Source organism: Variovorax sp. RA8, from assembly GCF_901827175.1.
Taxonomy (GTDB): Bacteria; Pseudomonadota; Gammaproteobacteria; order Burkholderiales; family Burkholderiaceae_C; genus Variovorax.
Map to the genome: position 1 here is coordinate 293,222 of NZ_LR594662.1, position 26,719 is coordinate 319,940.

The 26,719-nt window shown below is 69.9% G+C and carries 29 protein-coding genes; 12 read left to right on the plus strand and 17 right to left on the minus strand.

What is annotated here, in order from left to right:
- Position 1: 1 nt before the first annotated feature.
- On the plus strand, positions 2–1,234 hold the full coding sequence (locus E5P3_RS01350) for a CaiB/BaiF CoA transferase family protein (protein WP_162584349.1): 1,233 nt from the start codon (positions 2–4) through the stop codon (positions 1,232–1,234).
- Between the two features lie 89 nt (positions 1,235–1,323).
- The gene (locus E5P3_RS01355; RefSeq protein ID WP_162584350.1) at positions 1,324–2,454 is read left to right on the plus strand and encodes a Fic family protein; all 1,131 of its coding nucleotides are present in this window, start codon (positions 1,324–1,326) and stop codon (positions 2,452–2,454) included.
- 9 nt (positions 2,455–2,463) lie between these two features.
- Here E5P3_RS01355 and E5P3_RS01360 read toward each other — a convergent pair whose 3' ends face one another.
- Entirely contained in the window at positions 2,464–2,922 is a 459-nt protein-coding gene (locus tag E5P3_RS01360; protein WP_162584351.1) for a CopD family protein, read from the minus strand.
- An 11-nt stretch (positions 2,923–2,933) separates the two neighbouring features.
- Complete coding sequence (gene pdxR, locus E5P3_RS01365) at positions 2,934–4,367, minus strand: MocR-like pyridoxine biosynthesis transcription factor PdxR (protein ID WP_162584352.1); 1,434 nt, start codon at positions 4,365–4,367, stop codon at positions 2,934–2,936.
- Positions 4,368–4,462: 95 nt separating this feature from the next.
- Here pdxR and E5P3_RS01370 point away from each other — a divergent pair, with 95 nt between their 5' ends.
- Positions 4,463–5,209, plus strand: a complete 747-nt coding sequence (locus E5P3_RS01370; RefSeq protein ID WP_162584353.1) for an NAD-dependent epimerase/dehydratase family protein — start codon at positions 4,463–4,465, stop codon at positions 5,207–5,209.
- A complete protein-coding gene (locus tag E5P3_RS01375) occupies positions 5,206–5,727 on the plus strand; it encodes a cupin domain-containing protein (protein ID WP_162584354.1) in 522 nt (173 codons plus the stop codon). Before E5P3_RS01370 ends, E5P3_RS01375 begins: the two co-directional genes overlap by 4 nt.
- A gap of 46 nt (positions 5,728–5,773) precedes the next feature.
- On the opposite strand, the gene E5P3_RS01380 is transcribed toward E5P3_RS01375, so the two are convergent.
- Genes E5P3_RS01380 through E5P3_RS01405 form a run of 6 tightly spaced genes read right to left on the minus strand, consistent with a single transcriptional unit; the run spans position 5,774 to position 10,714 of the window.
- Positions 5,774–6,754 carry a Bug family tripartite tricarboxylate transporter substrate binding protein gene (locus tag E5P3_RS01380; protein ID WP_162584355.1) on the minus strand — a complete coding sequence of 327 codons (981 nt, stop codon included), beginning with the start codon at positions 6,752–6,754 and terminating at the stop codon, positions 5,774–5,776.
- Positions 6,751–7,158 carry a cupin domain-containing protein gene (locus tag E5P3_RS01385; RefSeq protein WP_162584356.1) on the minus strand — a complete coding sequence of 136 codons (408 nt, stop codon included), beginning with the start codon at positions 7,156–7,158 and terminating at the stop codon, positions 6,751–6,753. Before E5P3_RS01385 ends, E5P3_RS01380 begins: the two co-directional genes overlap by 4 nt.
- A gap of 10 nt (positions 7,159–7,168) precedes the next feature.
- Positions 7,169–8,170: a quinone oxidoreductase family protein gene (locus tag E5P3_RS01390; protein WP_162584357.1), complete on the minus strand. Its 1,002-nt coding sequence runs from the start codon at positions 8,168–8,170 to the stop codon at positions 7,169–7,171.
- Positions 8,167–9,057, minus strand: coding sequence for a 3-keto-5-aminohexanoate cleavage protein (locus tag E5P3_RS01395; protein ID WP_162584358.1), 891 nt, complete (start codon positions 9,055–9,057; stop codon positions 8,167–8,169). Before E5P3_RS01395 ends, E5P3_RS01390 begins: the two co-directional genes overlap by 4 nt.
- The gene (locus tag E5P3_RS01400; protein ID WP_162584359.1) at positions 9,054–9,818 is read right to left on the minus strand and encodes an SDR family NAD(P)-dependent oxidoreductase; all 765 of its coding nucleotides are present in this window, start codon (positions 9,816–9,818) and stop codon (positions 9,054–9,056) included. The genes E5P3_RS01395 and E5P3_RS01400 overlap by 4 nt, the downstream gene beginning before the upstream one ends.
- Before the next feature lie 29 nt (positions 9,819–9,847).
- A complete protein-coding gene (locus E5P3_RS01405) occupies positions 9,848–10,714 on the minus strand; it encodes a dioxygenase family protein (RefSeq protein ID WP_162584360.1) in 867 nt (288 codons plus the stop codon).
- A 137-nt stretch (positions 10,715–10,851) separates the two neighbouring features.
- Between E5P3_RS01405 and E5P3_RS01410 the strand changes: the two genes are divergently transcribed.
- The 5 genes from E5P3_RS01410 (at position 10,852) to E5P3_RS01430 (ending at position 15,571) form a co-directional block, all read left to right on the plus strand.
- Positions 10,852–11,877 (plus strand): LacI family DNA-binding transcriptional regulator, encoded by a 1,026-nt coding sequence (locus E5P3_RS01410; RefSeq protein WP_162584361.1) that lies wholly within the window; start codon positions 10,852–10,854, stop codon positions 11,875–11,877.
- A 115-nt stretch (positions 11,878–11,992) separates the two neighbouring features.
- Positions 11,993–12,184, plus strand: coding sequence for a hypothetical protein (locus E5P3_RS01415; protein WP_162584362.1), 192 nt, complete (start codon positions 11,993–11,995; stop codon positions 12,182–12,184).
- Between the two features lie 234 nt (positions 12,185–12,418).
- Positions 12,419–13,996 carry a serine/threonine protein kinase gene (locus E5P3_RS01420; RefSeq protein ID WP_232072944.1) on the plus strand — a complete coding sequence of 526 codons (1,578 nt, stop codon included), beginning with the start codon at positions 12,419–12,421 and terminating at the stop codon, positions 13,994–13,996.
- Complete coding sequence (locus E5P3_RS01425; RefSeq protein WP_162584363.1) at positions 13,987–15,168, plus strand: OmpA family protein; 1,182 nt, start codon at positions 13,987–13,989, stop codon at positions 15,166–15,168. The genes E5P3_RS01420 and E5P3_RS01425 overlap by 10 nt, the downstream gene beginning before the upstream one ends.
- 10 nt (positions 15,169–15,178) lie before the next feature.
- A complete protein-coding gene (locus E5P3_RS01430; protein ID WP_162584364.1) occupies positions 15,179–15,571 on the plus strand; it encodes a hypothetical protein in 393 nt (130 codons plus the stop codon).
- Here E5P3_RS01430 and E5P3_RS01435 read toward each other — a convergent pair.
- A complete protein-coding gene (locus E5P3_RS01435; protein WP_162584365.1) occupies positions 15,547–15,768 on the minus strand; it encodes a hypothetical protein in 222 nt (73 codons plus the stop codon). The two genes, E5P3_RS01430 and E5P3_RS01435, sit on opposite strands and share 25 nt — an antisense overlap.
- 90 nt (positions 15,769–15,858) lie before the next feature.
- Here E5P3_RS01435 and E5P3_RS01440 point away from each other — a divergent pair, with 90 nt between their 5' ends.
- Positions 15,859–16,743, plus strand: a complete 885-nt coding sequence (locus E5P3_RS01440; RefSeq protein WP_162584366.1) for a LysR family transcriptional regulator — start codon at positions 15,859–15,861, stop codon at positions 16,741–16,743.
- A 54-nt stretch (positions 16,744–16,797) separates the two neighbouring features.
- Here E5P3_RS01440 and E5P3_RS01445 read toward each other — a convergent pair whose 3' ends face one another.
- From E5P3_RS01445 to E5P3_RS01470, 6 genes are read right to left on the minus strand one after another with little or no spacing between them, the layout of a single operon-like run.
- Complete coding sequence (locus E5P3_RS01445) at positions 16,798–17,712, minus strand: glutaminase (RefSeq protein ID WP_162584367.1); 915 nt, start codon at positions 17,710–17,712, stop codon at positions 16,798–16,800.
- Positions 17,713–17,751: 39 nt separating this feature from the next.
- Positions 17,752–18,681, minus strand: coding sequence for a DMT family transporter (locus E5P3_RS01450; RefSeq protein ID WP_162584368.1), 930 nt, complete (start codon positions 18,679–18,681; stop codon positions 17,752–17,754).
- Positions 18,682–18,738: 57 nt separating this feature from the next.
- On the minus strand, positions 18,739–19,236 hold the full coding sequence (locus tag E5P3_RS01455) for a BON domain-containing protein (RefSeq protein WP_162584369.1): 498 nt from the start codon (positions 19,234–19,236) through the stop codon (positions 18,739–18,741).
- Between the two features lie 31 nt (positions 19,237–19,267).
- The gene (locus E5P3_RS01460) at positions 19,268–20,674 is read right to left on the minus strand and encodes an amidohydrolase family protein (protein ID WP_162584370.1); all 1,407 of its coding nucleotides are present in this window, start codon (positions 20,672–20,674) and stop codon (positions 19,268–19,270) included.
- A 22-nt stretch (positions 20,675–20,696) separates the two neighbouring features.
- On the minus strand, positions 20,697–21,446 hold the full coding sequence (locus E5P3_RS01465) for a sulfite exporter TauE/SafE family protein (RefSeq protein WP_232072945.1): 750 nt from the start codon (positions 21,444–21,446) through the stop codon (positions 20,697–20,699).
- A 15-nt stretch (positions 21,447–21,461) separates the two neighbouring features.
- Entirely contained in the window at positions 21,462–22,451 is a 990-nt protein-coding gene (locus tag E5P3_RS01470; protein ID WP_162584371.1) for a Bug family tripartite tricarboxylate transporter substrate binding protein, read from the minus strand.
- A 122-nt stretch (positions 22,452–22,573) separates the two neighbouring features.
- On the opposite strand from E5P3_RS01470, the gene E5P3_RS01475 reads away from it, so the two are divergent.
- Positions 22,574–23,293 (plus strand): GntR family transcriptional regulator, encoded by a 720-nt coding sequence (locus tag E5P3_RS01475; protein ID WP_162584372.1) that lies wholly within the window; start codon positions 22,574–22,576, stop codon positions 23,291–23,293.
- A gap of 3 nt (positions 23,294–23,296) precedes the next feature.
- Here the strand turns inward: E5P3_RS01475 and E5P3_RS01480 are convergent, their stop codons facing one another.
- The gene (locus E5P3_RS01480) at positions 23,297–23,740 is read right to left on the minus strand and encodes a flavin reductase family protein (RefSeq protein ID WP_443083274.1); all 444 of its coding nucleotides are present in this window, start codon (positions 23,738–23,740) and stop codon (positions 23,297–23,299) included.
- A gap of 129 nt (positions 23,741–23,869) precedes the next feature.
- Entirely contained in the window at positions 23,870–25,099 is a 1,230-nt protein-coding gene (locus tag E5P3_RS01485; protein WP_162584374.1) for a nucleoside recognition domain-containing protein, read from the minus strand.
- A gap of 78 nt (positions 25,100–25,177) precedes the next feature.
- Between E5P3_RS01485 and E5P3_RS01490 the strand changes: the two genes are divergently transcribed.
- Complete coding sequence (locus E5P3_RS01490; RefSeq protein WP_162584375.1) at positions 25,178–26,719, plus strand: alkaline phosphatase D family protein; 1,542 nt, start codon at positions 25,178–25,180, stop codon at positions 26,717–26,719.

Sequence of the window (26,719 nt, forward strand, 5' to 3'; positions counted from 1 at the left end):
AATGACCCCAGCAGCACTCGACGGCATCAAGGTTCTCGATCTTTCGCGCGTCCTCGCCGGCCCGTGGTGCACGCAGATCCTCGCGGACCTGGGTGCGGACGTGGTCAAGATCGAGCGGCCCGGCGTCGGCGACGACACGCGCACCTGGGGCCCGCCCTTCCTCAAGGACGAGCACGGCCGCGACACCGACCAGGCCACCTACTTCACCTCGTGCAACCGCAACAAGCGCTCGGTCACGATCGACATGGCGACGCCCGAGGGTCAGGACCTGCTGAAGAAGATGGCGGCGCAGGCCGACATCGTGGTCGAGAACTTCAAGACCGGCGGACTCAGGCAATACGGGCTGGACTACGAGAGCCTGCGCGCCATCAACCCGCGCCTGGTCTACTGCAGCGTGACCGGCTTCGGCCACGACGGGCCGCATGCCTCGCGCGCCGGCTACGACCTGATGATCCAGGCGACCAGCGGCATGATGAGCATCACCGGCCGCCCCGACGGCGAGCCCGGCGGCGGTCCGCTGCGCGTGGGCGTGGCGCTCACCGACCTGTTCACCGGCGTCTACGCGGCCACGGCCATCCTGGCCGCGATCGAAGTGCGTCACCGCACCGGCGAAGGCCAGCACATCGACATGGCGCTGCTCGACGTCGGCATGGCCATCCTCGCCAACCAGGCCAGCGCCTTTCTCAACACCGGCGTCGCGCCCCAGCGGCAGGGCAACAGCCATCCGAGCCTCGCGCCCTACCAGGACTTCCACACGAAGGACGGCGCCATGCTGCTTGCCATCGGCAACAACGGCCAGTTCACGCGCTTCTGCGAGGCTGCCGGCCAGGCCGAGTGGGCGAGCGACCCGCGCTTTGCCACCAACACCCTGCGCGTGCGGCACCGCGAGGTGCTGATCCCGATGATGGAGGCCGTCACCCGCACCCGAACCACCGCCGAGTGGATCGCGCTGCTGGAGGACAAGGCCGTGCCCTGCGGCCCGATCAACAACATTGCCCAGGCCTTCGAGGACGCGCAGGTCAAGGCGCGCGGCCTGGCGGTGACGCTGCCGCGCGACGCCGGCGACGGCATCTCGCAGATCGCCGGCGTCGCCAGTCCGCTGCGCCTGCAGGGCACGCCGCCGGTACTGCGCCGGGCGCCCCCCGCGCTGGGGCAGCACACCGACGAGGTGCTGGCCGAGATGGGGCTCGGGGAGTCGCAGCGCGCAGCGCTGCGCGATGCGGGGGTGATCTAAGCGGTCCTGCGGCGAATGTGGCGCTATTCACCGCATTACTTGCGGCAAATGAGGCTCCCACTTGCGGCGAATAGGCGCACAATCTCCGCATGAACAGCGGAGAAAGCGACGAGGGCCTTTACATCTGGGAGAACCCAGACTGGCCGCGCCTGCGTTACGACCTCTCGGTTCTCGCCGCGCCGCTCGCCGCGGTCCATGCCGCGCAAGGCTACCTGCTGGGCCGGATGGCGGACCTGGGGCTGTCCCAGCGCGACGCGACCACGCTGCGGGTGCTGACGGACGACGTCGTCAAGACCAGCGAGATCGAGGGTGAGAGGCTCAACTCCGAGACGGTGCGATCCTCCATCGCACGCCGGCTGGGGCTGGACATCGGCGCGCTGGCGCCCGCGGACCGGCATGTCGACGGCGTGGTCGACATGGTGCTCGACGCCACCGGTGCGCATGGGCTGCCGCTCACGCGTGAGCGCCTCTTTGGCTGGCATGCGGCACTGTTTCCCACTGGCTACAGCGGGCTGGCGCCGATCCGCACGGGCGCGTGGCGCGACGACGCATCGGGGCCGATGCAGGTGGTCTCCGGCCCGATAGGCCGGCGAACGGTGCACTTCGAGGCACCGCCTGCGGCGCGGCTCGAGGCGGAAATGGCTCGGTTCCTCGAATGGTTCGAGCAGTCCACCGAAGGCGATCGGCTCGTGCATGCAGGCCTTGCGCACCTCTGGTTCGTCACTCTGCATCCGTTCGACGATGGCAACGGCCGCATCGCACGCGCCGTCGGTGACATGGCGCTGGCTCGCGCCGAGCGCTCCGGGCAGCGCTTCTACAGTCTCTCGGCCCAGATCCAGCGCGAGCGCAAGGACTACTACGAGATGCTGGAGCGTACCCAGAAGGGTCCGCTGGACGTGACACCCTGGCTGGACTGGTTCCTGGGCTGCCTGCTGCGCGCCGTAGAGGGGGCGGAAGCGTCGCTGTCCGCGGTGCTGCTGAAGTCCCACGCCTGGCAGCGCTGGGCAGAGTTGCCGCTCAACGAGCGGCAGATCAAGCTTCTCAACCGCCTGCTCGACGGCTTCGAGGGCAAGCTCACGAGCAGCAAGTGGGCTGCCATCGCCAAGTGCTCTGCCGACACGGCCTTGCGCGACATCGGCGACCTGGTGGAACGCGGGGTGTTGAAGAAGTCCGCGTCCGGTGGGCGCAGCACCAGCTACGAGCTGGTCACGCAGCCCTGAGGCGCGACATCAGAAGACGCGCCCGACGATCGCCAGCGCGAACACCGCCACGCCCAGCGCGAGGTTCAGCTCCACCAGCCGGCGGATCATGTTGAGCTGGGCCGCTGCCACCGGCCATTCGCGGCCGGCCACGGCGCGCAGCAGGCGCGGGTAGGGCGCGAAGCGGATGTGCAGGAACACCGCCATCATCACCAGCCCGAGAACCAGCATGCCATGCACGCTCCAGTGCACGCGCGCGAAGCCGCCCGCCAGCCAGACCATGCCCAGGCCGCTGGCCAGCAGCACGGCGATGGCGGCAGAGACGCCGGCGAAGAAGCGCGACAGCGCCTGCGCCATCAGCGGCAGCCGCAGCGGCGGCTCCAGCACCGCGACGGCGGAGGGACGAACGGCGAAATGCATCACCGCCATGCCGCCCACCCAGAAGGCGGCGGACAGCAGGTGCAGCAGGAGCAGGACGGCTTGGGTCATGGCGGCGCAGCTTAGACCACAAAGAGCGCATCGCGCAGCCTGGCTACGAGAAGATGCGCCTCGGCTTGCGAGGCGATGTTGGTGAAACCCATGAGCAACCCCTCGATCCCGGGCTTGCCGGCGTAGCGCTCCGACAAGGCGCGGCAGTGGAGCCCGGCTGCCTGCGCGCGCCGGCTCAGCGCGGCGTCGCTGCCCAGGCCTTCGAAGCGCGCAATGAGGTGCATGCCGCCGCTGCGCAGTTCGACGTGCACCGCCTTGCCGAAGGCCTGCTGCAGTTCGGCCGCGAGCATTGCGCGCCGGCGCGCGTAGAGCAGCCGCATCTTCTTGATGTGCCGCGCGAAATGGCCTTCCCGGAGGAAGTCGCAGACGATCGCCTGCGAAAGCTGCGGGCATCCGTTGGACGCGACACCCGCGGCCTGCGTGCAGCGCTCGACCAGCGGCTCCGGCACGACGAGGTAGGCCAGCGCCAGGCCCGGATGGAGGACCTTCGAGAAGGTGCCGGCGTACAGCACCCGGTCCTGCCCGTCCAGGCTCTTCAGCGCCGGCAGTGGATGCCCGGCGTAGCGGTACTCGCCGTCGTAGTCGTCCTCGACGATCCAGGCCTTCGCATCCTCGGCCCACGCGAGCAGCTCGAGGCGGCGCGCCATGCTCATCGAATAGCCCAGCGGTGACTGGTGCGAGGGCGTGACGACCGCCAGCTTCGCACCGGCCGCGCGGCGCCGGCCGTCGGCGACGCGCAGGCCCTGCGAGTCGACCGGGACCGAGACCACGCGCTGGCCGGCGGCCTGCAGCACCTCGCGCGTCGGCGGAAAGCCCGGGTCTTCCACCCAGGCGCTGTCGTTGCGGGCAAGCAGCGCGCGCGAGACCAGCGCGATGCTCGCGCGATGCCCGGCGGTGACGAACACCTGGGCCGGGCTGCAGGCCACGCCGCGCGACACCCGCAAGTACGCCGCGATGGCCTCGCGCAGCGGCGCGTAGCCGGCCGGGTCGCCGTAGTTCATGTCGGCGATGGTGGTCGCGCGCATCCGGCGGGCCGCCAACCGCGCCCAGAGCTTGCGGGGAAAGGCGTCGAGCGCCGGGATACCGAGCTGGAAGGGCGGTGGCGCGCCGACCGGTGCCAGCGTCAGCAGGCTTGTCGTGCTGCCACGGTCCACGCGCGCCGACGCCCGCGGCGGCAATCGAGGCGAGACCACCGTGCCGGCCTGCCCGCGCGCGAGCAGATAACCCTCGCCGGCCAGCTGACCGTAAGCCAGCTCCACCGTGGCGCGCGCCACGCCGAGCTCGCCCGCCAGGCTGCGGGCCGAGGCGACCCGCGCGCCGGGCCGCAGCAGCCCCTGCTCGATGGCGTCGCGCAGCCGCTGAACGATCTGCCGGTACAGCGGCTCCGATCGGCTGCGATCGAGCTGCAGCAGATCGGCGCGAAAGGCGCTTTCGGTGCTCATCATGGCTTGGTCGTTTTCGCGATTCTTGGATCTTTTGGGCGGTGCATGGTAGCCCTAAGCTGAAGCCTCGAGATCGCAGGAAAGGACACGGAGGACCCATGACCCAGAACAGGATATTCCTCGCCGGCGCCACCGGCGCGATCGGCTCGGTGCTGGCGCCCCTGCTGGTGGACGCCGGCTACGCGGTGTACGGCAGCACCCGCCGCGCCGACCGGGCCAGCGCGCTCGAGGCGCAGGAGGTGGCGCCGGTGGTGGTCGACATCTTCGACGCGGCGGCGCTGGCCTCTGCGCTGAAGCGCGTCGCGCCGGATGTGGTGATCCACCAACTCACCGACCTGCCGCGCGACCTGGACCCCGCGCGAATGGCAGAGGCGGTGGTGCGCAATGCGCGCATCCGCAGCGAAGGCACACGCAACCTGGTGGCCGCGGCGCTCGCAGCCGGCTGCCAGCGCCTGATTGCGCAGAGCATCGCCTGGGGCTACGCGCCCGGCCCGAAACCCTGGCGCGAGGAGCAGCCGCTGGACGTCACGGCCGGGGACTCGCGCGGCATCACCGTGCGCGGGGTGGCGGCGCTGGAAACACTGGCGCTCGAAACGCCCGGCCTGGCGGGGACCGTGCTGCGCTACGGGCAGTTCTACGGCCCCGGCACATCGACGCCAACCCCGCGCGGCACCACCCCGGTCCACGTCGAAGCAGCCGCATGGGCGGCGCTGCTGGCCGTTCAACGCGACGCGCGCGGCATCTACAACATTGCCGAGGAGGGCCCCGAGCTCAGCACCGAGAAGGCACGGCGCGAACTCGGCTGGCATGCGGCGCTGCGCTGGCCGGCGGAGATCCTGCAATGAGCGCCCTGTTCGTTGCCCCGCGCCGCAACGCGGCGATCATGGCCATCGGGCTGGCCGCCGGGTGGATGCTGCTTGCGCCCGCTGCGCCGCGTGCGGCCGCACGGTGGTTCGACGATCTGTGCAGCAGCCTGGGCCGGCCAATGTTCGCCTCGGCCCCCGCCGCCGCCGCCGATGGCGCGGCCGCGCGCCCGGCGACCGTGGTGAAGCCGCTGTCCTGCGAACCCCTGCCCAACGTGCCCGGCAAGTCCCAGACCACCGTGCTGGTCGAGTTTCCGCCGCTGGCCTACTCGCCGGCGCATCGGCATCCGGGCTCCGTCACCGCGGTGGTGGTCGAGGGGACGGTCCGCTCCCAACTGCAAGGCACGCCGGCCGCGGACTACCAGGCCGGCCAGAGCTTCTTCGAGCCGCCCGGCACGCTGCACGTGTTCGCCGAGAATCCGGACCCGGCGCGCACCGCGAAGCTCATCGCCTTCTTCGTCACCGACGAGAACTGCGGGCCGCTGACGCTCTACGAGTGAGCGCCTCGGCCGACTGCCGGCGCATCTCCCGACGGCGTCATGGCCATCAATCGACCTTGATGCCGGCGGCCTTCACCACCTGCTGCGCCTTGGCGGTCTCCTCGACGATGAACTTGTCGAACTGGGCCGAGGGCATGACGAAGGGCTCGGCGCCCAGCTTGTCCAGCCGCTCCTTGAGGTCGGGCGCCGTCATGATCTTCGCGACCTCCGCCTGCAGCCGCTCGATGGCCGGCTTGGGCGTCTTCGCGGGCGCGAACAGCCCGACCCAGAACAGGTACTCCGAGCCCGGCACGCCGGCCTCCACCGTGGTGGGCAGCTGCGGCATCACGCCCGAGCGCTTGCCGGTGCCCACTGCCAGCGCCTTGAGCTTGCCGTCCTTCACCAGCGGCAGGGCCGACACCATGGGCGCGAAGAACCAGTCGATGCGCCCGCCCATCACCTCCGTCATCGCCTCGGGCGTGCCGCGGAAGGGCACGTGCTGCGCCTGCACGCCTGCGGCCAGGCGGAACACCTCGGCGTTCATGTGCGTGGCCGAGCCGTTGCCCGCCGAGCCGTAGTTGAAGCTGCCGGGCTTGGCCTTGACCTGCGCGACCAGGTCTTTCACGTCGGCAAAGCGATTGGGCGCGACCACCAGCATGTTGGGCAGGCTGGCCATCGGCGTGATGCCCGCGAAGTCCTTCAGAGTGTCGTAGCTGAGGTTGGGATAGATCGAGGGGTTGACCAGGTGCCCCGCCGAGTGGACCAGCAGCGTGTAGCCGTCGGCCGGCGCCTTCGCCACCTGGGCGGCGCCCAGCGTGCCGCCGGCACCGGGCTTGTTGTCGATGATCACGTTGGTGCCCAGCGCGGGGCCGAGGCGCTCGGCCACCAGCCGCGCCACGATGTCGGTGCCGCTGCCGGCGGTGAAGGGCACGATCAGCTTGATGGTCTGGCCCTTGGGCCAGTCGCCCTGGGCGTGCGCGCCGGTGAAGGCGAGGGCGGCCAGCGCCCCGGCGAGGAGCCGGCGGCGGGCGTGAATGAATGGCGTCATGGTTGTCTCTGCTTTTCGATGGGTGAAGGGGAAGGAATGAGCTCAGTGCCGGCGGGTGGCGCGTTCGCCATCACCAGCGCGACCAGCACCGGCCGCGGGCTGCGGTTGACCAGCTGCCGCTTCTCGCCCGGCGCGAAGCGGCAGGAGTCGTAGGGGCCGAGCACCTGCTCGTCGCGCTGGCCCTCGAGCTCGGACACGACATGCAGCTGGCCTTCGAGCACCAGGTAGAGCTTCTCGATGGGCGAGCCGTCGAGCCCGGTGTGGCCACCGGGCAGGATCTGGCTCATGCCCATCCACATCTGCGCGCTGGGCCCGGCTTCCTTGCCCTGCAGGCGCAGGCAGCGCATGTCGAAGTGGTTCGGCGCCTCGTAGGCGGGCGCCTGGTCGAGTCGGGTGACGTGCATGGCCACTCCCTCAGGGCCGCAGTACGACGCGGTCGGTGCTGCCGGAGAGCACCAGGCGATAGGCGTCCGCCGCCTGGTCGAGGGTGAAGGCGCGCGCGACCGGGAAGGGCTTCAGGGTGCCGCGCTCGAAGCCCTCCCGCATCGCATCGAGCTGCGCGGTGGCGGCCACGCAGTCCAGCGCCAGCGAGTCGATGCCCACGTAGGTGTGCATGCCCCGGTAGAAGGCAAAGATGTCGAAGGGCACCGCGCGGTCGTGCGTGGCGATGAAGATTTGCGTCGCACCCTTGGCCATCGCCTTGTTGCCGGCCTCGAAGTAGGCGCTGCCGACCGTGTTGTAGACGATGTCGGCGCCGCGCCCGTTCGTAAGCTCGCGCACCTGCGCGGCCACATCGCCCGCGCCGGCGTCGACCACGTCGACCGGTCCGCAGGCGAAGCCTTCGAAGGGCCCCGCGCGCCGCTGCACCGCGATCACGCGCGCCCCCCCTTGCGCGGCCAGCTGCACCGCGGCCTGGCCCACCTTGCCGTTGGCGCCCAGCACCAGCACCGTCTGCCCCGCCTGCGGCATGCCGCTGCGGCGGAAGCCCTCGAAGGCGGTGACGAAGGGCACGCCCACGGCGCCGGCCTCGTCCATCGAGATGCTGCGCGGGCGAGCATGCAGCGCGGCCACCGGCAGCGAGAGGAAGCGCGCGTGCGAGCCGTCGCGCGTGATGCCGATGTCGCCGCCCGAGCCGTAGACCTCGCGGCCCACCCACTCGGTCGGGCCCGCGACCACCACGCCCGCGAAGTCGCGGCCCGGGGTGCGCGGCCACACGGCCTGGGGCATCAGGCCCAGGCTGGCCTTCACGTCGCTGGGGTTCACCGCCGCCGCGCCGACGCGCACCACGGCGAAGCCGGGCCTGGCGGCAGGCTCGGATTGCGCCGCGATGTCGAGCTTCAAGGCGTCGAGCGTCGCGGCCTTCTCGTGCACGCGCACGGCGCGGGCGGCCGTCGCCGTGTTCAGGACTGCGCTCATCGGCCGGTTCCTCCCGCCAGCCCGAGCATCGTGCGAGCCTCGCGCGGGTTCGCGATCTCGCCGCCGAGGCTTTCGATGATGTCGCGCGCCTTTGCCACCAGCTGGGCGTTGCTCTCGGCCAGCACGCCCTTCTCGAGGTAGATGTTGTCTTCCATGCCCACGCGCACATGGCCGCCCAGCAGCCAGGCCTGGGCCACGATCGGGAACTCCATGCGGCCGATGCCGAAGGCACTCCAGAAGGCGCCGCGCGGCAGCATGTCTCGCGCGTACATCACGGTCTGCGGCGTGGGCATGAAGCCGTACTTCACGCCCAGCACCAGCGTCCACATCGCCGGGCCCTCGAGCGTGCCGTCGGCGATCAGGTCCAGTGCCATGTGGATGTCGCCGGAGTCGAAGATCTCGAGCTCGGGCTTCACGCCCGCCTCGCGGATCACCTTCGCCATGCGGCGCACGTTCTTCGGCGTGTTGATGACCACGTCGGGGCCCGAGTTCATGGTGTTGAGGTCCAGCGAGCACACGTCGGGCTTGATCAGCGCGATGTGCTCAACGCGCTTCTCCGGAGGCAGGAGGCTGGTGCCGGGAGCGTAGACCTTGGGGTCGTCCTCGCTCGGGATGAAGCGGCCGCCGGGGCCGGTCGTGAGATTGATGATCAGCTCGCGGTTCTGCTTGCGGATGCGGTCCACCACGTCGCGGTAGAGCTCGACCTGCATCGAGGGCCTGCCGCTCTCCGGATCGCGCACATGGATGTGCACCTGGCCCGCGCCGGCCTCGGCCGCGGCCAGGCACTCGTCGGCGATCTGCGCAGGCGTGATCGGAAGGTGCGGCGTCTGCTCGGGCTTCACCAGGTTGCCGGTGACCGCGCAGGTAATCAAGGTTTTGGCCTTCACAAGTGTCTCCCGCCATCCACCACGATCCGTGTGCCGGTCACGAAGCGCAGGGTGGTCGCCAGCGCCTCGACCGTGGCCGCCACATCCTCGGGCTTGCCGATGCGCCCGAGCGGCGTCGTCGTCGCCATCTTGGCCTTGAAGTCCTCGCCGCGGCCCGCCACGAAGCCGGATTCGACCGCGCCCGGCGAGACCGAGACGACCCGCACCGCGGGCGCCAGCGCCTTGGCCAGTGCGTCGCCCACCACGTCCAGCCCGGCCTTGGCCGCGACATAGGCCAGGTTGCTGCCGACGCCGGTGAAGCCCGCGATCGAGGAAATGTTGACCACCAGCCCGTCGCCGCTGGCCTTGAGCAGCGGCGCGAAGGCGCGGATGGTGGCGAAGACGCCGCGGAAGTTCGCGCGCATCAGGTCGTCGATGAGTTCGTCGGTCAGGCCGTCGAGATCGGCCGCGGGCACGGGCTGGGTGTGGCCCGCGCTGTTGACCAGGATGTCGCAGCGTCCGAGGCGCTCCTTCACGTCGGCTGCGGCCTTCTGCAGGCTGGGCGTGTCGACGATGTCGGCGCGCAGCGCGGCGTGGCGCTGGCCGCTCGCGGCAGGCAGCGCGGCGGTGCGCTGGGCCGCATCGCCGGTGCCGCGGTGCAGCAGCACGCAGCTGGCGCCGAGCGCCGCGAGGCGCTGCGCCGTCGCGTAGCCGATGGCGCCTAGGCCGCCGGTGATGACGGCCACCTTGCCGTCGAGTCGGGGTGTGGGATCGAAGCTCATGCGATGCAGGTGATTAAGAAGGAAGGAATTCAGGGAATGGGCGGACGGGGAAACTTCATTTCGCCGGGTTCCAGCACGAAGTCGTGCGCGAGGGTGGCGGCCTGGCCGTCTCGCTGCGCCTCGAACCGGCCGATCAGCCGGCGCGTGACGCCGAACACCGGGTCGCTCTCGAGGTTCTCGTCGTCGTCGGCGAAGACCTGCGTGATCAGCACCTTGTGGCCGGGCTTGCTCACCATGAAGTGCAGGTGCGCGGGCCGGTTGGGATGCCGCTGCTGCGCGCGCAGCAGGACGCCGCAGGGGCCGTCGGTGGGCACCGGATAGCCCGCCGGGCGGACGGTGCGGAAATGGAAACGGCCCTCGGCATCGGTCTCGAATCGGCCGCGCAGGTTCATGTCGTCCTGCTGCGGATCCTGGTTCTCGTAGAGGCCCACGGGGGAGGCCTGCCAGGCATCCACGATGGCGCCGGCGATCGGGCGGCCCTGCGTGTCGCGCACGACGCCCGTCACCTCCAGCGGTACGCCGGGCGTTTCGCAGCGCGCAATCGACTCGCCGGCCCCGCACAGCGGTGCATTGGCGCGCCAGAAAGGGCCGAGCAGCGCCGCGTGCGATTCGCCCTGCGGGTCCTGGTTGTTCAGCAAGGCGACCAGCGTGGAGACGCCCAGCAGGTCGGCGGCCAGGACCACCTCGTTCTTGTTCTCGCCGGTCGCCTGGCCGATGCCGACGATGAATTCCAGCGCCTGCTCGAACTCCTCCTCGGTCAGGCGCACTTCCTGGACGAAGGCGTGGAGGTGGCGCGTGAGGGCCTCCATCACGGTCCTCAGGCGCTCGTCGGGCGTGCGGGACATGGCGGCGGTCGCCATCCGGAGCACGGAATCGGGGGTGGTCACGATGTTCATGGGGGTGCCTCTGGTGGTCTGCAAACGTTTGCAATTATGGGGGAGGCAAGATTTCCAGCAAAATCGGGGTTTGCGAGAATCCCCAATGACAATAAGGCGATGCTTGCACCAGCCTTTGCATCAATCGTTTGCATGAAATGAGCACCCATTTGTCTTCCCCGGTCACGATCCGCGACGTCGCGCAGGCCGCCGGCGTGCACGTCTCGACGGTCTCGCGCGCCCTCAACCCGGACAAGCGCGGGATGATCAGCGAGGAGGTGCTGCGCGTGGTCGAGGAGGCGGCGCAGCGGCTGGGCTATCGGCCCAACCGTGCCGCTTCGGCGTTGCGCACCGGCCGCACCCACACCATCGGCGTTCTGGTGCCCGACATCACCAACCCGGTGTTCCCGCCCATCCTCCAGGGCATCGAGGCCAGTGCCGCGGCGCGCGGCTACTTCGTGTTCGTGACCAACGTGATGGATCACGCGCTGGCGCGCCCAGTGGTCGAGCGCATGCTGGCGCAACAGGTGGACGGGTTGGTAATGGCGATCGCCACCCGCGACGACCCGCTCGTCGACTACCTGCAGAAGGCCGGCATGCACACGGTCCTGGTGAACCGCGCCGACGAGAGCGGACGCCTGCCGGCGGTGGTCAGCGATGACCGCCTGGCGATGAAGCTGGCGGTGGATCACCTGGTCGGGGCCGGCCACCGGCGCATCGCGCACCTGGCCGGGCCGCAGAACGTGCCCACCGGCGTGGCCAGGCGGCAGGGCGTGGAGCAGGCGCTGCGCGATCGCGGCCTGGAGCTTGCCTCGGTCGTCGAATGCGAGAGCTACAGCCGCGAGGCCGGTCGACAAGCGATGGGGGAACTGCTCGCCCGGCACGAGCGGCCCGACGCCGTGGTGTGCTGCAACGACCTCGTTGCCCTGGGCGCCTACGACGTGCTGCGCGCGCAGGGCCTGCGCGTGCCGCAGGACATCTCGATCACCGGCCACAACGACATGCCGCTGGTCGACATGGTCGATCCGCCGCTCACCACCATCCGCCTGCCGCACCGGGAGCTGGGCTGGCGCGCCGCCGAGATGCTCTTCGACGAGATCGAGGGAAAGTCGCTGTCGGCTTCCACGGTGGTGTTGCGGCCCGAGCTCGTGGTGCGCGAGTCGACGCGGCCGCGTTCGACGTAGCCAGCCGCGCTGGCACCACATTGGTGCGAAATTTCGTGACGGAGATCACGATGCAACTTGCAAGCTATGTAAAAAGACGTACGTGCCATTTCCTAAAGGATTAATACTTTTAGGCATGCAAGAACACGAAACAAATACCGGTTGGTGGACCGAGAAACCTGGAAGGGTCGAGCGGCCTTCCTCGTACGCGTCGTTGGGCGGCAGTTCGATGCGCGCAGACAGGGAAAGGGTATGGCTCAAGGCGCTGCTGGTGATTGCGCTGACGGCGTCCTTCGGCTTCGCACTTCTCCGGCTGGCGGCTGCTTGAGCCGCCAGGGCTTCGACCCGGTGCGTACACGTCATGTCCGCCACGCCGCTGTCGCCTGAAGCCGCCCGCCCAAGTCCCCGGATGGAGGCGATCTGCCCGAGCTGCGGAGCCGCAAATCGCGTGGCGGCAAGGTTCTGTATGGGCTGCGTCAGGCCGCTGGAGCATGCGCCCCTGCGTGCGCAGACTCGAACCGTGCTGCAGCCCGCGTACACGGCCACACTCCCGGACACAAGGGTGGAAGCCGCCGGCGAGAGAGACCGGCGATGGACCAGCGCGCTTTCGAGGCAGGCACTGCTCGAGGGAACAACGATCGAGGGCTTCCAGATCCTGCGTCCCTTGGGCGAAGGCGGATTCGGCATCGTCTACCTGGCCTGGGACCCGGTGTTGGAGCGGCACGTGGCGCTCAAGGAGTACATGCCCTCGACGCTGGCGATCCGCGGCGAGGACTTTCTGGGCGTGTCGATGCGCTCCGAGCGCCACCGAGGTACCTTCGACGCGGGCCTGAAGAGTTTCCTGAACGAAGCCCGCCTCCTCGCCCGGTTCGACCATCCCGCGCTGCTCAAGGTACTGCGGTTCTGGGAAGCGAACGGAACCGCCTACATGGCGATGCCCTACTACGAGGGCCCGACGCTGAAGGAGATGCTGGCCGGCGAGCAGACTGCGCCTTCGCAGGACCAGCTTTGCGAATGGCTGCATCCACTGCTGGATGCGCTGGCGGTCATCCACCGCGAGAACTGTCTGCACCGCGACATCTCTCCGGACAACATCCTGCTCACCAGCGCTGGGCCGGTCCTGTTGGACTTCGGCGCCGCCCGGCGCGTGATCAGCGACATGACCCAGAGCCTGACCGCGGTGCTGAAGCCGGGATTCGCGCCCATCGAGCAGTACGGCGGCGCCATGGCCCAGGGTCCCTGGACGGACATCTACGCATTGGCCGGGGTCGTCTACTACGCCATCTCCGGCCAATTGCCGCCGGCCTCGGCGGGGCGTGTGGTGAGTGACAGCTTCGAGCCCCTGGCGGACACCTATGGCGGCCTCTATAGCGATCAGTTCCTGCGCACCATCGACGCCTCCCTTTCGCTGCGCCCGGAAGCCAGGCCCCAGGACGTGGCGCAGTTCCGGGCATCGATCGATGCGCAGCCGATCGTCGCGATCCGGCCATCCTTGACGCCCGCCGAAGCGCTCGCTTCCGAAGCGGGGGCAGCACTTGCGGCCAGCGTCACCGCCGTGGCAGCCGCGGAGAGTCCCGCTTCGCAGCCGGCCCCAACTGATTTCGCGCCTACCGGTGGGGCAGTGCTCATGGCGCCCTTGCCGCGTCGCACCGGATTCCGCGCGCTGATGCTCCTCGCGCTCGTCCTCGCCTGCGGCGCCGCATGGTGGGTGGGCGCTCGGCACGGTCCTGTGCAGGCGGAGGCGTCCGCGCAAGTCGTGCCGGCCGCGGCAGCGGTTCCCGAGCCGCAGTCCCCTGCGGTGCCGCCCAGGCAGGACGTTGAAAAACTCACGCCGGTCCTCTCGAATCTGGCCCCGGCGGAGTCGTCCGAAGCCGCAGCTCGGGGATCGGCGAATTCGGGGGCGCCCTCAAAACCGGTCCCTGCCGTAGCAGCTCGCCCTGCTGCACCGCGAGCCAAACCCGCGGTCTCCGCGCTGCAGCCCGCTGAAACCGGGCCGCGCGCTGCGCGCGCGAACGCCGATCCGGTGCCAGCCCTCGCGGCGGCAGGCACGGTGCAGCGATGCAGCGACCTCGTCCTGAAATCGTCGCTGGACAGCTTGAGTCCCGACGAACTCACCTTCCAGAAGAGCCAATGCAAATAGGAACCCGTGTCTTCACCTTGCCGCTGCTGTCCAGCCTGTTGCTGGGCATTGGCGCATCGACCCTGGTGGGCTGCAGTACCCCGCAGGTGGCCGCCGAGGCCCTGCCCTTCGACCGCGCCATCCGCGCTGCCGCCGACGCGCTGCTCGACGAGGCGCAGCCGTTCTCCAGCATGCTGGCCGGGTCGGACCGGCGAGCGGTCGTGCTCGACCCCACCCTCGATGCCGACAGCGGACAGCAGACGTCCGCCACGCAGCAGCTGGACGTTGCCATCAGCGAGCGCGTGCAGCAGGCCCGGTACTTCGAACTCGTCCCCTTCGAGGCGGCCAACCTCAAGTCCGCGAAGTACCTGATCGTCGGGTCCATGTCGCGCGCCCAGGGCGGGCATCGCCTCGACCTTGCGCTGCTGGATCTCAAGACCGGCGGCGTGCTGGCCCAGACTTCGGTCCTGGCGCGCCTGGACGCTGCCGACATGAAGCCGATCGGCTACTACCGGGACAGCCCGGTGCTGATGAAGGACGAGACGGTAGAGGGCTACGTTCGCACGACCCTTACGCGTCCCGGCAACCTGGCCGACGCGGGCTATCTGGGCCGAATCGGCGCGGCAGCGTCCATCAACGACGCAGCCAGGCTCTACAACAGCGGCCGCTATCGCGAGGCGCTGGTCGAATACCGAGGACTGGCGGCGACACCGGCCGGCAACCAGATCCGGGTCCTGAGCGGGATCTACCTGAGCAGCGTCAAGCTCGGGCGCACGGCCGAGGCCGAGAGCGCGTTCGGGCGCCTGGTCGCCTACGGGCTCGCGCAGAAGAACCTGAGCGTGAAGTTCCTCTTCAATCCGGGGAGCACGGAGTTCTGGGCCGACCCCCGTCTCACCACCGCGTATGGCATGTGGCTGCGCCAGATTGCCAGGCAGGCGAGCAACGCCAAGATCTGCATGGACATCGTGGGCCACACCAGCAGAACCGGCCCGGAGGAGGTCAACGACAGCCTGTCCGCCCGGCGTGCCTTGTTCATCAAGCAGAAGCTGAGCGCGGAGGCCACCGAACTGGCGGCACGCACCCGCACCATCGGCATGGGCTCCAGGCACAACCTGGTGGGCAGCGGCACGGACGATGTCGTCGATGCGCCGGATCGCCGTGTCGATTTCGCGATCGTCGATTGCGCAGCCTGAGGAAAACGTCATGAACACGATGCTGAACATCGAACGCGCCCTGGCTGAACTCGACCAGGCCGTGGGCAGCGGCAAGCCGGACCGGCGCGCCATACCCTTCTACGGACCGACGCTTCTCGCCGCCATGAGCGAAAAGGACCAGGCCATGGCAGTGCACGCCGAGCGGGCGAGGTATCAACAGGACCCTGAGGAGTCGGCGGTCCACTTCTGCCTCACGGCCGCGATTTCCCTGCTCGAAGTGAGCCAGGTGCTGCTCAAGCAGGGCACTTCCATGACTCCTCAGGAGCGCGAACGCCAGTGGAAGACGTTGGTGGTCTACACGAAGACCGCAGGCCGCTCCGCGTACAGGGCGGCATCGATCCTCGCGGATCAGAAGGACTACGAACCGGTGCGGCCCGGCTGATCCCCGCGCTCCGCCGGGCCGCGCAACAGGGCCGGCACTTCGCTGCGGCCAATGGCGAGGTCGCGCAGCTCGTATTCGCTCATGGCCTTCAGCTGCAGCGCGTGCCGCATCGCGCGGCGGCGGGACATGGCTTTTGCCAGCCAGCTCCTCATTGCTTGCAGAGGCTCGCGGCCCAGCCATTGCATCTTCAGTTCCATCGCGCCTTCTCCTGTCATGGAGGCCGATGGTGCGGCGCCACGTGCTATTGTGGAAGTTGAGATTTCTGAAGCCACCAATCAGCATTCCTGATGCGACAGCTCAACCTCGATCAAGTCCGCACCCTCGTCGCCATCGCCGACCTCGGCACCTTCTCCGCTGCCGCGCAGGCGCTGCATCTCGCGCAGCCCACCGTGAGCCTGCACGTCAGCGAGCTGGAATCGCGCCTGGGCGCACCGCTGGTCGTGCGCGGCGCGCGCCGTGTCATGCCCACGCCCGCCGGCGCTGTTCTGGTGGAGCGTGGCCGGCGCCTGTTGCGCGACGCCGACGATGCGATCGACGCAGTTCGGCGCCAGCACCAGGGGCTGGCCGGCCGGGTGCGCATCGGCTGCAGCACCACCAGCGTGGTCGTCGACCTGTTGCCGCCGGTGTTCCACGCCCTGCTGGAGCGCTACCCTGACATCGTGCTCACGCCGAGCTTCCTGGGTTCCGAGTACTCGGTGTCAGGCATCCTGGCCGGCACGCTGGACCTGGCCATCATCGCGCTGCCCCAGCCGGCAATGCCGGGCCTGGCGCTCAAGCCCTGGCGCCAGCATTCGATGATGGCCTTCCTGCCAGCGCGCTGGCAGGTGCCGCGCCGCGTCACGCCCGCGTGGCTGGCACAGCACCCGCTGATCATGAACGAGCCGGGTTCGCGCATGTACGCGCTGACCATGGAATGGTTCGCCCGCGGCGGCTTCGCGCCGCGTGCACGCATCGAGCACGACTACGACGTCGCGATGCGCGGGCTGGTCGCCGCCGGCTACGGCGTGGCGCTGCTCCCGGCGCCCGACAAGGGGACGGTCGCCGACGCACATGTGCAGACGCGGCCGCTGAGCCCGAAGCTCACGCGCCAACTCGCCATCGCGTACCGCGCACAGGCCACGCTCGACGGTGCCACGCAGCGGGTCATCGAAACGTTGCTGGAGTTCGGCTAGCCGTTGCAGCCGATGGCGCTTCTGCGGCCCGGCGCGCGCGGGGCCGGGCAACGCTCAGAACACCGACAGCCCCGTCTTCGCGACGAACAGCTCCAGCGCCTCCCGCCCCAGCAGCGAATTGCCCGTCGCGTCGAGCGCCGGCGACCAGACGCACAGCGTGAGCCGGTCGGGCACCACCGCCACGATGCCGCCGCCCACGCCGCTCTTGCAGGGCAGGCCGATCGAGAAGGCGACATCGCCGGCGGCGTCGTAGGTGCCACAGGTCAGCATCAGCGCGTTGATGCGCCGCGCATGGCGCTCGGTGGTGATCTCGGCCTCGCCAGCGCGCGGGTGGCGGCCGTCGCGGCACAGGAAGCCGGCCGCGCGCGCCAACTGCACGCTGCTCATGCGTAGCGCGCACTGGTGGAAGTAGAGGTCCAGCACCGCGTCGACTGCGTTGTCGAGTTTGCCGAAGCTCTTCATGAAGTTGGCGAGCGCGTAGTTGCGGTAGCCCGTGGCCGCCTCGGAGGCCGCGACCTCGGCATCGAAGCCGATCGGCTCGCCGCACAGGCTGTGCATGAGCGCCAGCAGTTCCGCCTTGGCATCGCCGCCGCTCAGCAGGCGGTCCGCGACCGCGATGGCGCCCGCATTGATGAACGGATTGCGCGGCTTGCCTTGCTCGCTCTCGAGCTGCACCAGCGAGTTGAAGGGATTGCCCGAGGGCTCGCGGCCGATGCGTTCCCACAGCGCATCGCCGAGGTGCCGCATCGCCAGCGTGAGGGTGAAGAGCTTGGAGATGCTCTGGATCGAGAAGGGCGTGGCGGCATCGCCGGCCGCGGCCTCCTCGCCCTGGCAGGTGCGCAGCGCGATGCCGAACTGCCGCGCCGGCACGCGCTCGAGCGCGGGGATGTAGCTGGCGACCGTGCCGGCCTCGCCGAGCATCGGGCGGATCTCTTCGTTGATCTCGTCGAGGAGAGGCTGGAAGTTCATCGCTGGAGTCTCCGCATGTCGTGCAGATCGAAGAACTCTTCAGTTTGCACGGCGCACGGTTTCGGCTTGCACCGTGGGGCTCGTGCGCCGGTTCACCAGCACGATGCCCAGGGCCACGCCCGCCAGCGCCAGCACCAATTGCAGCGTGAGCGGTTCGTCCAGCAGCACCACGCCGAACACCAGCGCGAACAGCGGCGTGAGGAAGGTGAAGGAAGAGATGCGCGTGGCCGGGTAGTGCCTGAGCATCCACATCCACGCCAGGTAGCTCGCGAAGGCGCCGATCGCGGTCTGCACCGAGATCGAGAACCACGCATAGCTCGAGTAGGCGAAGCCCCAGCGTTCGCCGAGCGCCAGCGACAGCACTGGCGACACCGCCGCGGTGACGGCGATCTGATAGAAGAGCGTCTTCTCGGCGCTGGCGGTGGCGAGCCGCGTGGTGCGGATCGCAAGTGTTGTCAGCCCCCACAGCACGCCGGCCGCGAGGCCCAGCGCGTCGCCCAGCAATTGGCCGGAGCTGCTGTGGCCGAAGCTCTCGCTGAAGGCCGCCACCACGCCCGTGAAGGCGATCGCGAGGCCCAGCCACTGCACGCCGCGCAGCCGCTCGGCATGCACGAAGCGCGGCAGCAGCAGCGCCACCACGAAGGGCGCGGTGTAGAGAAACACCGTGAGCCGCGACGCCGTGGTGTGCTGCAGCCCGATGTAGATGCAGACGAACTCGCCCGCGAACAGCAGCCCGGCTAGCAGGCCGCCACCGAGCGTGCCATCGCGATCGAACAGCGGCACGCGGCGCCACAGGCACCACAGCCACAGCAGCACGACCGCGCCCGCCATGCGGATCGAGGCCTGCCACAGCGGCGGCACTTCGGGCACCGTGGTCTTGATCAGGATCTGCTGCAGGCCCCAGAAGGCGCAGCAGGCGAGCAACAGGGTGGTGGCGCGGGTGTCGAGGTGGTTCTTGCGATCGGTCATTGTTCTTGCTCTGTAATGTCTCTTGTTCTGCACGTCTCTGATTCTCTGCCGATGACGTCAGGGGCTTGCAACGGGATACGGCGGCTTGTCGCGCGTGCCGACCATCAGGTCGTCGACGACCAGCTCGACTTCGGGCACGGCGCGCGCGGCCTGCTCGAGCCTGCGCGCCAGCACCCGCGAGGGCACGCAGCCCTGCAGGTAGACCCAGCGCCGCTGTACCACGGCCCACACACTGGCGCGGCCAACCCCGGGCACGGCGGCGAGGGCGGCCTGCACCTGGGGCGCGATGACCTTGTCGTAGCGGTAGGCGTTGCTGTCCTTGCAGCGGCCCTCCAGCCAGCAGCTGGTGCCGCGCTCCAGCCGCGCATGCATCTGGGAGCGGCGCTCCTCGGCGGTGTACAGCGGGCCTTCCGGCACGGGGCAGCCGCGCGCGCCCGACGACACCTGGAAGAAGGGATCGTCGAACCAGTTTTTCTTCTCGGGACCGGCCCAAGCCGCTGTGCAGGCCAGCGCGAGCAGTGCCGCCAGGGTGTCGCGGGGCGAGCGTGAAGGCATGGGCCGATCGTAGCCCGCCCGTATGAAAGCTTCAGGCGGGATTGCCGGGGCGCTGCCGGGCGCGGTGCAGATCGGCGACCGGATGCACGCGCTGGATCGGCGCGCGGCTGACATCGCGACGTGCGATCTCCGCCACTTCGCGCATCAGCGCGCGGGCGTCCCAGTCGACCGGCCAGCCCTTCCACAGGCGCAGCGCGCCGTGCACGAACACCGCCTCGATCTGGTCGCGGTTCGCCAGGCGCACCAGCTCCCAGCTCAGGTCCCAACTCGGGACGAACTCCGGCACGTCCAGGTCGAGGAGCAGGAAGTCGGCGGCCAGGCCGTCGGCGATGCGGCCGGTGAGCGCGCCCAGCCCCGCGGCCTCGGCGCCGCGGTGCGTCGCGTGGTCGAGCCAGAGCCAGCCCCCGCCGCAAGAGGAGTCCCCGTTGGCCAAGCCGTGTGTGAGGCGCTGCGTGGCCTCGGCGGCGTCCATGAGGCGGAAGCCATCGGCGCGCGTGCCGTCGGTGCCCAGGCCGAAGGGCACGCCGAGCACTTCGAGCAGGCCAGCGTCGAGCACGGCGTTGCCCTTCCATTGGCTGGCGACGGGGTTATAGGCCACCGCGGCACCGCTGTCGCGCAACAGGCCCAGTTCGCGCGGGGTCAGCAGCGTGGCATGGGCCAGCAGGGCCGAGGCGTTGAGCGCGCCGCAGGCCTGCAGCACCTCCAGCGGGCGCAGGCCGCGCGCGACGAGCGAGCGCTCGACGGCCGCCAGGTGTTCGTTGACGTGCGTCTGGAAGCGCCGGCCGCTTTCGAGCGTCAGCGCGGCGACCGCGCGCAGCATGCGGTCGGTCGCGGCCTCGGGGATCGAGATCGCGAGCGAGGGGTGCACCAGCGGGTCGTGCTCGAGGCGCGCGAGGAAGGTGGCGGCGGCATCGAGAATGCGGCGCCCGGCGGCCTCGTCGCCTTCCAGCCCTGCATCGTTGCAGATCATGCCCAGCACGCAGCGGATGCCGGCGTCGCGCGCTGCGCTCGCCACCGCATCGAGCCCGGCTTCGGAGCGCGTGCCCGCATCGACCACCGTGGTGAAGCCGCCGCGCAGCGATTCCAGTGCCGAGAGCTTGGCGGAGAGATAGGCCGCGTCGGCGTCGAGCGTGGCCTCCATCGGCACCCAGATGCGGCGGAAGATTTCCGACGGCTCGCCGAAGGCCAATGCCTTGCCGAAGGACTGGGTGAGATGGGTGTGGGTATCGACCAGGCCCGGCATCAGCAGGCGCTGCGGGAGATCGATCGCTGCCAGGCCCGGATGCGCGGCGCGCACCTCGGCAAGCGGGGCCACCTGTGCGAAGTACCCGTCGCGCACCAAGACGCCGAGGCCCTGGCGCGGGCCGTCGGTCAGCATCACCCACTCGGGCGCCAGCAGCAGCGGCCGGCCTGACTGCAGGAGTTCGGGAGACAGCATGGCGTTTTCCTTGAATGATCGATCAGGCCAGCAGCAGCCAGGCAAACCAGGCGCCCACGGCCAGCAGCAGCAGTGAGACGAAACGTTGCAGCTGCCGCATGTCGAGCCCGGCGGCGGCGCGCTGCCCGGCGATGGAGCCCGCCAGCATCAGCAGGCCGCACAGGGCGGCCAGCCGGAGGTCGAGGCGGCCTTCGATCGCATGAACCGCGCTGCTGGCCAGGGCCACGGGCAGTTGCACGGCCTGCGCGGCCACCACCGCAAAGCCGACGGGCTGGCGCAGCAGCATCAGCAGCGGCAGGACCAGCACCGGGCCACCGGTGCCCGTGAGCGCGGAGCCGAGGCCGACCGCTACGCCGAGTGCAAGCAGCACCGGCGTGCCGAGCGGTGCCGCGGGCTGCGATGCCTTCGCCGAGGAACGCAGCCCGCGCCAGCCCGAGAACAGCACCAGCAGGGTCACGCCGGTCATCAGCGCGGCGGCGGGCAGCCAGCGCACCAGCAGCGCGCCCGCGCACGCGCCGGCCAGGGCACCGGCCAGCAACGGCACGCAGCGCGCCGCCTCCGCCCGCTGGCGCGCAAGCGGGCGCAGCGCAACCAGTGCCGGCAGCGCGAAGCCCAGCGAGGCGGCAGCGATGGCCTGCGGCAGCGGCACCGCGCCCAGCTTGGTCAGCACCGGCACCAGCAGCACGCCGCCGATGCCGCTCGCGCCGATCAGGCCGCCGGCCAGCAGCACGGCGGGCAGCACGATCCAGGCACTGGCGAGCGACATCAGCATGGGGATGACTTCTTTCTATTCGACCTTGATGCCGGCGGTCTGCACCACGCCCGCGATGGTCTTGCGTTCCTTCGCCAGGTAGTCGGCGAAGGCGGGGCCGGCGATCAGCTGGGGCTTGACGGCGATTTCGCCGAGCTTGCGGATGACTTCCGGATCCTTGAGGGTCGCATCGAGGGCGCTGACCCAGGCCGCCGTCACCGCGGCCGGGGTGCCGGCCGGGGCGAGGACGCCGAGCCAGGCATCCATCTCCATCCCCTTGAGCTCGGGCGACTCCGCGAGTGTCGGGATCGCCGGTGCGATCGCCGAGCGAGCCAGCGAGGTGACGCCGAAGGCCTTGACCTTGCCGTCCTTCACGAAGGGCAGCGCCAGCGACAGCGGCAGCACCGCGAGGTCGACCTGCCCGCCGGCCACGTCGGTCAGCACCTGCGGGCCGGACTTGTAGGGCACGTGCATCAGGTCGATGCCCGCGCGCTGCTTGAACATCTCGGCCGTGATGTGCAGCGACGTGCCGACGCCGTCGGTGCCGAAGTTGAGCTTGCCGGGCTGCGCCTTTGCCAGCTGGATCAGCTCGGCGGTGGTGCGGGCGGGCAGGGCGGCCTTGCCGATCAGCACGAAGGGCGAGGTGCCCACCGTCGCGACGGGGACGAAATCCTTGAAGCTGTCGTAGCGCACTGCAGACGGCGCCACCAGCGGCGCCACGTTGAGCGGGCTGGCCACCGCGAAGAGCAGGGTGTAGCCGTCGGCCGGCGCGCGCGCCACCCGCTGCGTGCCGATGGTGCCGGCCGCGCCTGCCACGTTCTCGATGACCACCGGCTGCTTGAGCTGCTCGCCCAGCTTGGCGGTGAGCAGGCGCGCCGTGGCATCGACGCCGCCGCCGGCGGCGAACGGCACAATCAGCGTGATCGGCTTGGCGGGATAGCTCTGCGCCTGGGCGGCGGCGGTGCCGGCGGCGAGCGCCAGCGCGGCGGCGGCGGAACGGAATAAGAAGGCTCGGGCTGCGGACATGATCGTTTCCTTGGTCGGTGAATGAACGGAAAGAAGCACCCTGGCGGTGCAGAATCTACTTGTTATGACAAGTTATGACAAGCGACGCAAGTCGCATGCCAGCGTCGGCAGCAAGGCCATCGATGTCTGAGCTTCCCCAGTCCTTGCACGCGCAGCTGCGCGATGCACTGCGCGCGCGCATCCTCGACGGCGAGCTGGAACCGGGGGCCAAGCTGCCTTCCGAATCCGAGCTCACGGCTGCGCACGGCGTGAGCCGCATCACCGTGCGGCAGGCGCTGGGCGCGCTGCAGGCCGAGGGCCTGATCGTCAAACTGCACGGGAAAGGTGCCTTCGTGTCCCATTCGAAGGCGTCCCAGAGCCTCAACCGGCTCCAGGGGTTGAACGAGGCGCTCGCGCTGGAACAGCACGCGGTCAGCAGCAAGCGGCTCGTATGGCGGGAGGTGAAGGCGCCTGCCATGGTGGCGCGCCAGCTGCAGCTGCCGGCCGGCGAGACGGTGTACCACCTGCAGACGCTGCGCTACCTCGACCGCGAGCCGCTCTCGGTCAACAGTTCCTGGCTGCCGCGCTTCCTGGGCGAGCGGCTGGCGCGCGTCGATTTCTCGCAGCGCGACCTGATCGAGGTGTTCGAGCACGAGGGCGGCGTCGAGATCGGCGAGGCCCAGCTCGAGATCGGTGCCGGCCTGGCCAAGCCGCAGGAGGCGAAGCTGCTGCAGCTCAAGCCCGGCGCGCCGGTGTTGCAGGTGGAGCGGCTGCTGCACCTGGCCGGCGGCGGCCCGGTGCATGTGGAGACCGCGGTCTACCGGGCCGACACCTTCCGCTACAAGCTCAGCCTCCGGCGCTGAGCCCTAGAGGGGGTGCTCTGTGTAGAAGCGCCCGCCGTGGAACAGCAGCGGCGAGGCACCGGCGCTGTGCGTGCAGCGCTCGACCTCGCCGACGAAGATCACGTGGTCGCCCTCGTTGTAGCGGCTGCGGTTGAAGCATTCGAAGCTCGCGGCCACGCCCGCCAGCACCGGCGCCCCGCCGAGGCCCTCGGTGAAGGCGACATCGGCCCAGCGGTCCACGTCCTTGGTGGCGAAACGCTCGGCCAGGTCCTTCTGGTTGGAGGCCAGGATGTTGATCGCGTAGTGCGAGCCGGTGCTGAGCGCGGCCATCGAGGCCGCGCTGCGCGCCAGGCTCCACAGCACCAGCGGGGGGGCCAATGACACGGAGTTGAAGGAGTTGGCGGTGAGGCCGACCAGCCGCCCGTTGGCAGCGCGCGCAGTGACGATGGTCACGCCGGTCGCGAACATGCCCAGGGCTGCGCGGAATTCGTCGGTCGTGAAGGAGGGCGGTTTCGCCTGGGCGGGAGCGGTCACGGGGGAGCTGCGAAGTGAGGGGCTATTCTGGCCGATCGCTTCGGCGGGCGCCGTGGCGCGGGTTCAGCCGAAGAACCAGTAGCCCACGCCGATCGCGCCCAGCACGCCGGCGAGCTCGGCCAGCAGCGCGCAACCCACGGCATGCCGTGCCCGCTGAATGCCGACCGCGCCGAAGTAGACGGCCAGCACGTAGAAAGTGGTTTCGGTACTGCCCTGGATGGTGGCCGCGAGCTTCGCGGCGAAGCTGTCGACACCGTGGCTCTGCATGGTCTCGATCAGCATCGCGCGCGCGGCGCTGCCGGAGAAGGGCTTGACCAGCGCGGTGGGCAGCGCGTCGATGAAGCGCGTGTCCCAGCCCGTCAGGCCGACCGCCCAGCGGATGCCCGACAGCACCAGGTCCAGCGCGCCCGAGGCTCGCAGCACGCCCACCGCGCACAGCATCGCCACCAGGTAGGGCAGCAGGTTCTTCGCCACGTCGAAGCCTTCCTTGGCGCCCTCGACGAAGCACTCGTAGACCCTCACGCGCCGCAGCGCGCCGGCCAGCAGGAAGACGAGCACGATCCCGAACAGCGTGAGGTTGCCAAGCAGCGAGGAGAGCGAGGCGAGTGCCGCGGCGGAGAGCGTGGCCAGCAGTGCGATGAAGCCGGCGAGCAGCAGCGCGCCCGGCACCAGGTAGGCGAGCACCACCGGGTCCCACAACCTGAGCCGCTGCATGAAGGCCACCGAGAGCAGGCCCAACAGCGTCGAGCAGCTGGTAGCGAGCAGGATCGGCAGGAACACCAGCGTCGGGTCGGCCGCGCCCTGCTGCGCGCGATACATGAAGATGGTGACCGGCAGCAGCGTGAGAGAAGAGGCGTTGAGCACCAGGAACAGGATCTGCGCATTGCTGGCCGTGGTCGCGCTCGGATTGAGGCTCTGCAGCTCGCGCATCGCCTTCAGCCCGATGGGCGTGGCCGCGTTGTCCAGCCCCAGCGCATTGGCCGCGAAGTTCATGGTGATCAGCCCCAGCGCCGGATGACCCGCAGGCACGTCGGGCATCAGTCGCCGGAACAGCGGCCCCAGCAGCCGCGCAAGCCCGGCGACCAGGCCTGCCGCCTCGGCGATGCGCAGGAAGCCCAGCCACAGCGTGAGCGTGCCGAACAGCAGAACCATCACTTCGACGGAGAGCTTGGCCATGCCGAACAGGCTTTCGACCAGGGCAGCGAACACCGCCGCATCACCGTCGATCAGCCAGCGCGAGAATGCCGCCAGCGCTGCCGCCAGAAAAAAGCCGAGCCACAAGCCGTTGAGCACGCGTATCCCTTGCTGATGCTTCGAAGATGCGCGCGATCATAGGCGGCGATGCCGCGTCGCCCGTCCTGTAGAAAAGCCATGAACCTTCACCGTCGAGATCTGAACCGCGCCGCACTGTGGCTCGCCCTGTGCGGCTGGGCGGCGGTGCGGCCCACGCGCGCGCAGCCGGCGCCGCGCTGGCGTTCGAATCCCTTCACGCTCGGTGTCGCCAGCGGCCAGCCGCGGCCGGACAGCGTCGTGCTCTGGACCCGGCTGGCGGCCGAGGACGAGCCGGGTTTCGACGCCCTGCAGCGCTGCGCCGTGCGCTACGAGATCTTCGGCGACGCCGAGCTCAGGCGCCCGGTCGCGGAGGGCGCGGTGCAGGCCGAGGCCGCGCACGCCTTCAGCGTCCACGTGCATGCGCAGGGCCTGGCGCCGCAGCGCGAGTACTGGTACCGCTTCAGCTGCGGCGATGCGCAGAGCCCGGTCGGCCGCACGCGCACGGCGCCTGCCGCGGATGCGGCGGTGCCGCGGCTGCAATTTGCGCTCGCCTCCTGCCAGAACTACGAGCATGGCTACTACGCAGCCCATCGCGAGATCGCAACGCGCGAGCTCGACTTCGTACTGTTCGCCGGTGATTACATCTATGAGGGCAGCAGCCAGGGCCCGGCGCCGCGCCGGCATGGCGCGCCCATCCCGCTCACGCTCGAGGCCTACCGTGCGCGTCATGCGCTCTACAAGCGCGATGCCGACCTGCAAGCCGCGCATGCGGCTCACCCGTGGATCCTGACCTGGGACGATCACGAGGTGGTCAACGACTACGCGAACGATCGCGACCCGGCGTATACCGAGCCCGCGCTGTTCCTGCAGCGTCGCGCGGCCGCCTACCGTGCCTACTTCGAGCACATGCCGCTGCTGCTGCCGCCGCAAGGGGCCGCGATGCGCATCCACGACCGCTTTGCCTGGGGCCGGCTGGCCGAGCTCTGGACACTCGACACGCGGCAGTACCGCAGTCACCACGCTTGCCCGGACCCGGCGCGGGACTGGGGCCGCCTGGTGATCGGCTGCGAGGCGCTGGCGGACCCGTCGCGCACCATGCTCGGTGCCGATCAGGCGCAGTGGCTGGCCAAGGGCCTGGGGGCATCGGGACGGCAGTGGAAGCTGCTGGGCCAGTCCACCCAGATGAGCCCCACCAGCCTCGAGGCGCCGCGGGGCCGCCAGTTCTGGACCGACGGCTGGGACGGCTATCCCGAGGCGCGTCGCCAGCTGCTGCAGGGCATCGGCGAGGGCGGCATACGCGACGTGGTGGTGCTGGGCGGCGACGTGCATCGATTCGTGGCGGCCGACCTGCGCGTGGTGCCCAACGATGCGGCGTCGCCGGTGGTCGCCAGCGAGTTCGTGGGCGGCTCGATCAGCTCGCGTGGCGCCAGCCTGACGTCCATGGAATGGCTGCGGCGCGACAACCCCGACGTGGTGCATGCGCGCGGCGACGAGCGCGGCTATGCCTTGATCGAGGCCACGCCGAAGGCGATGCACTGCGAGTTCCGCGCGACCGCGCATCCCGCGGTCGCCGACGCGCGCTTTCACTCCCAGGCGCGCTTCGCCGTCGAAGCCGGTCGCGCCGGCGTGAAGCCGGCCTGA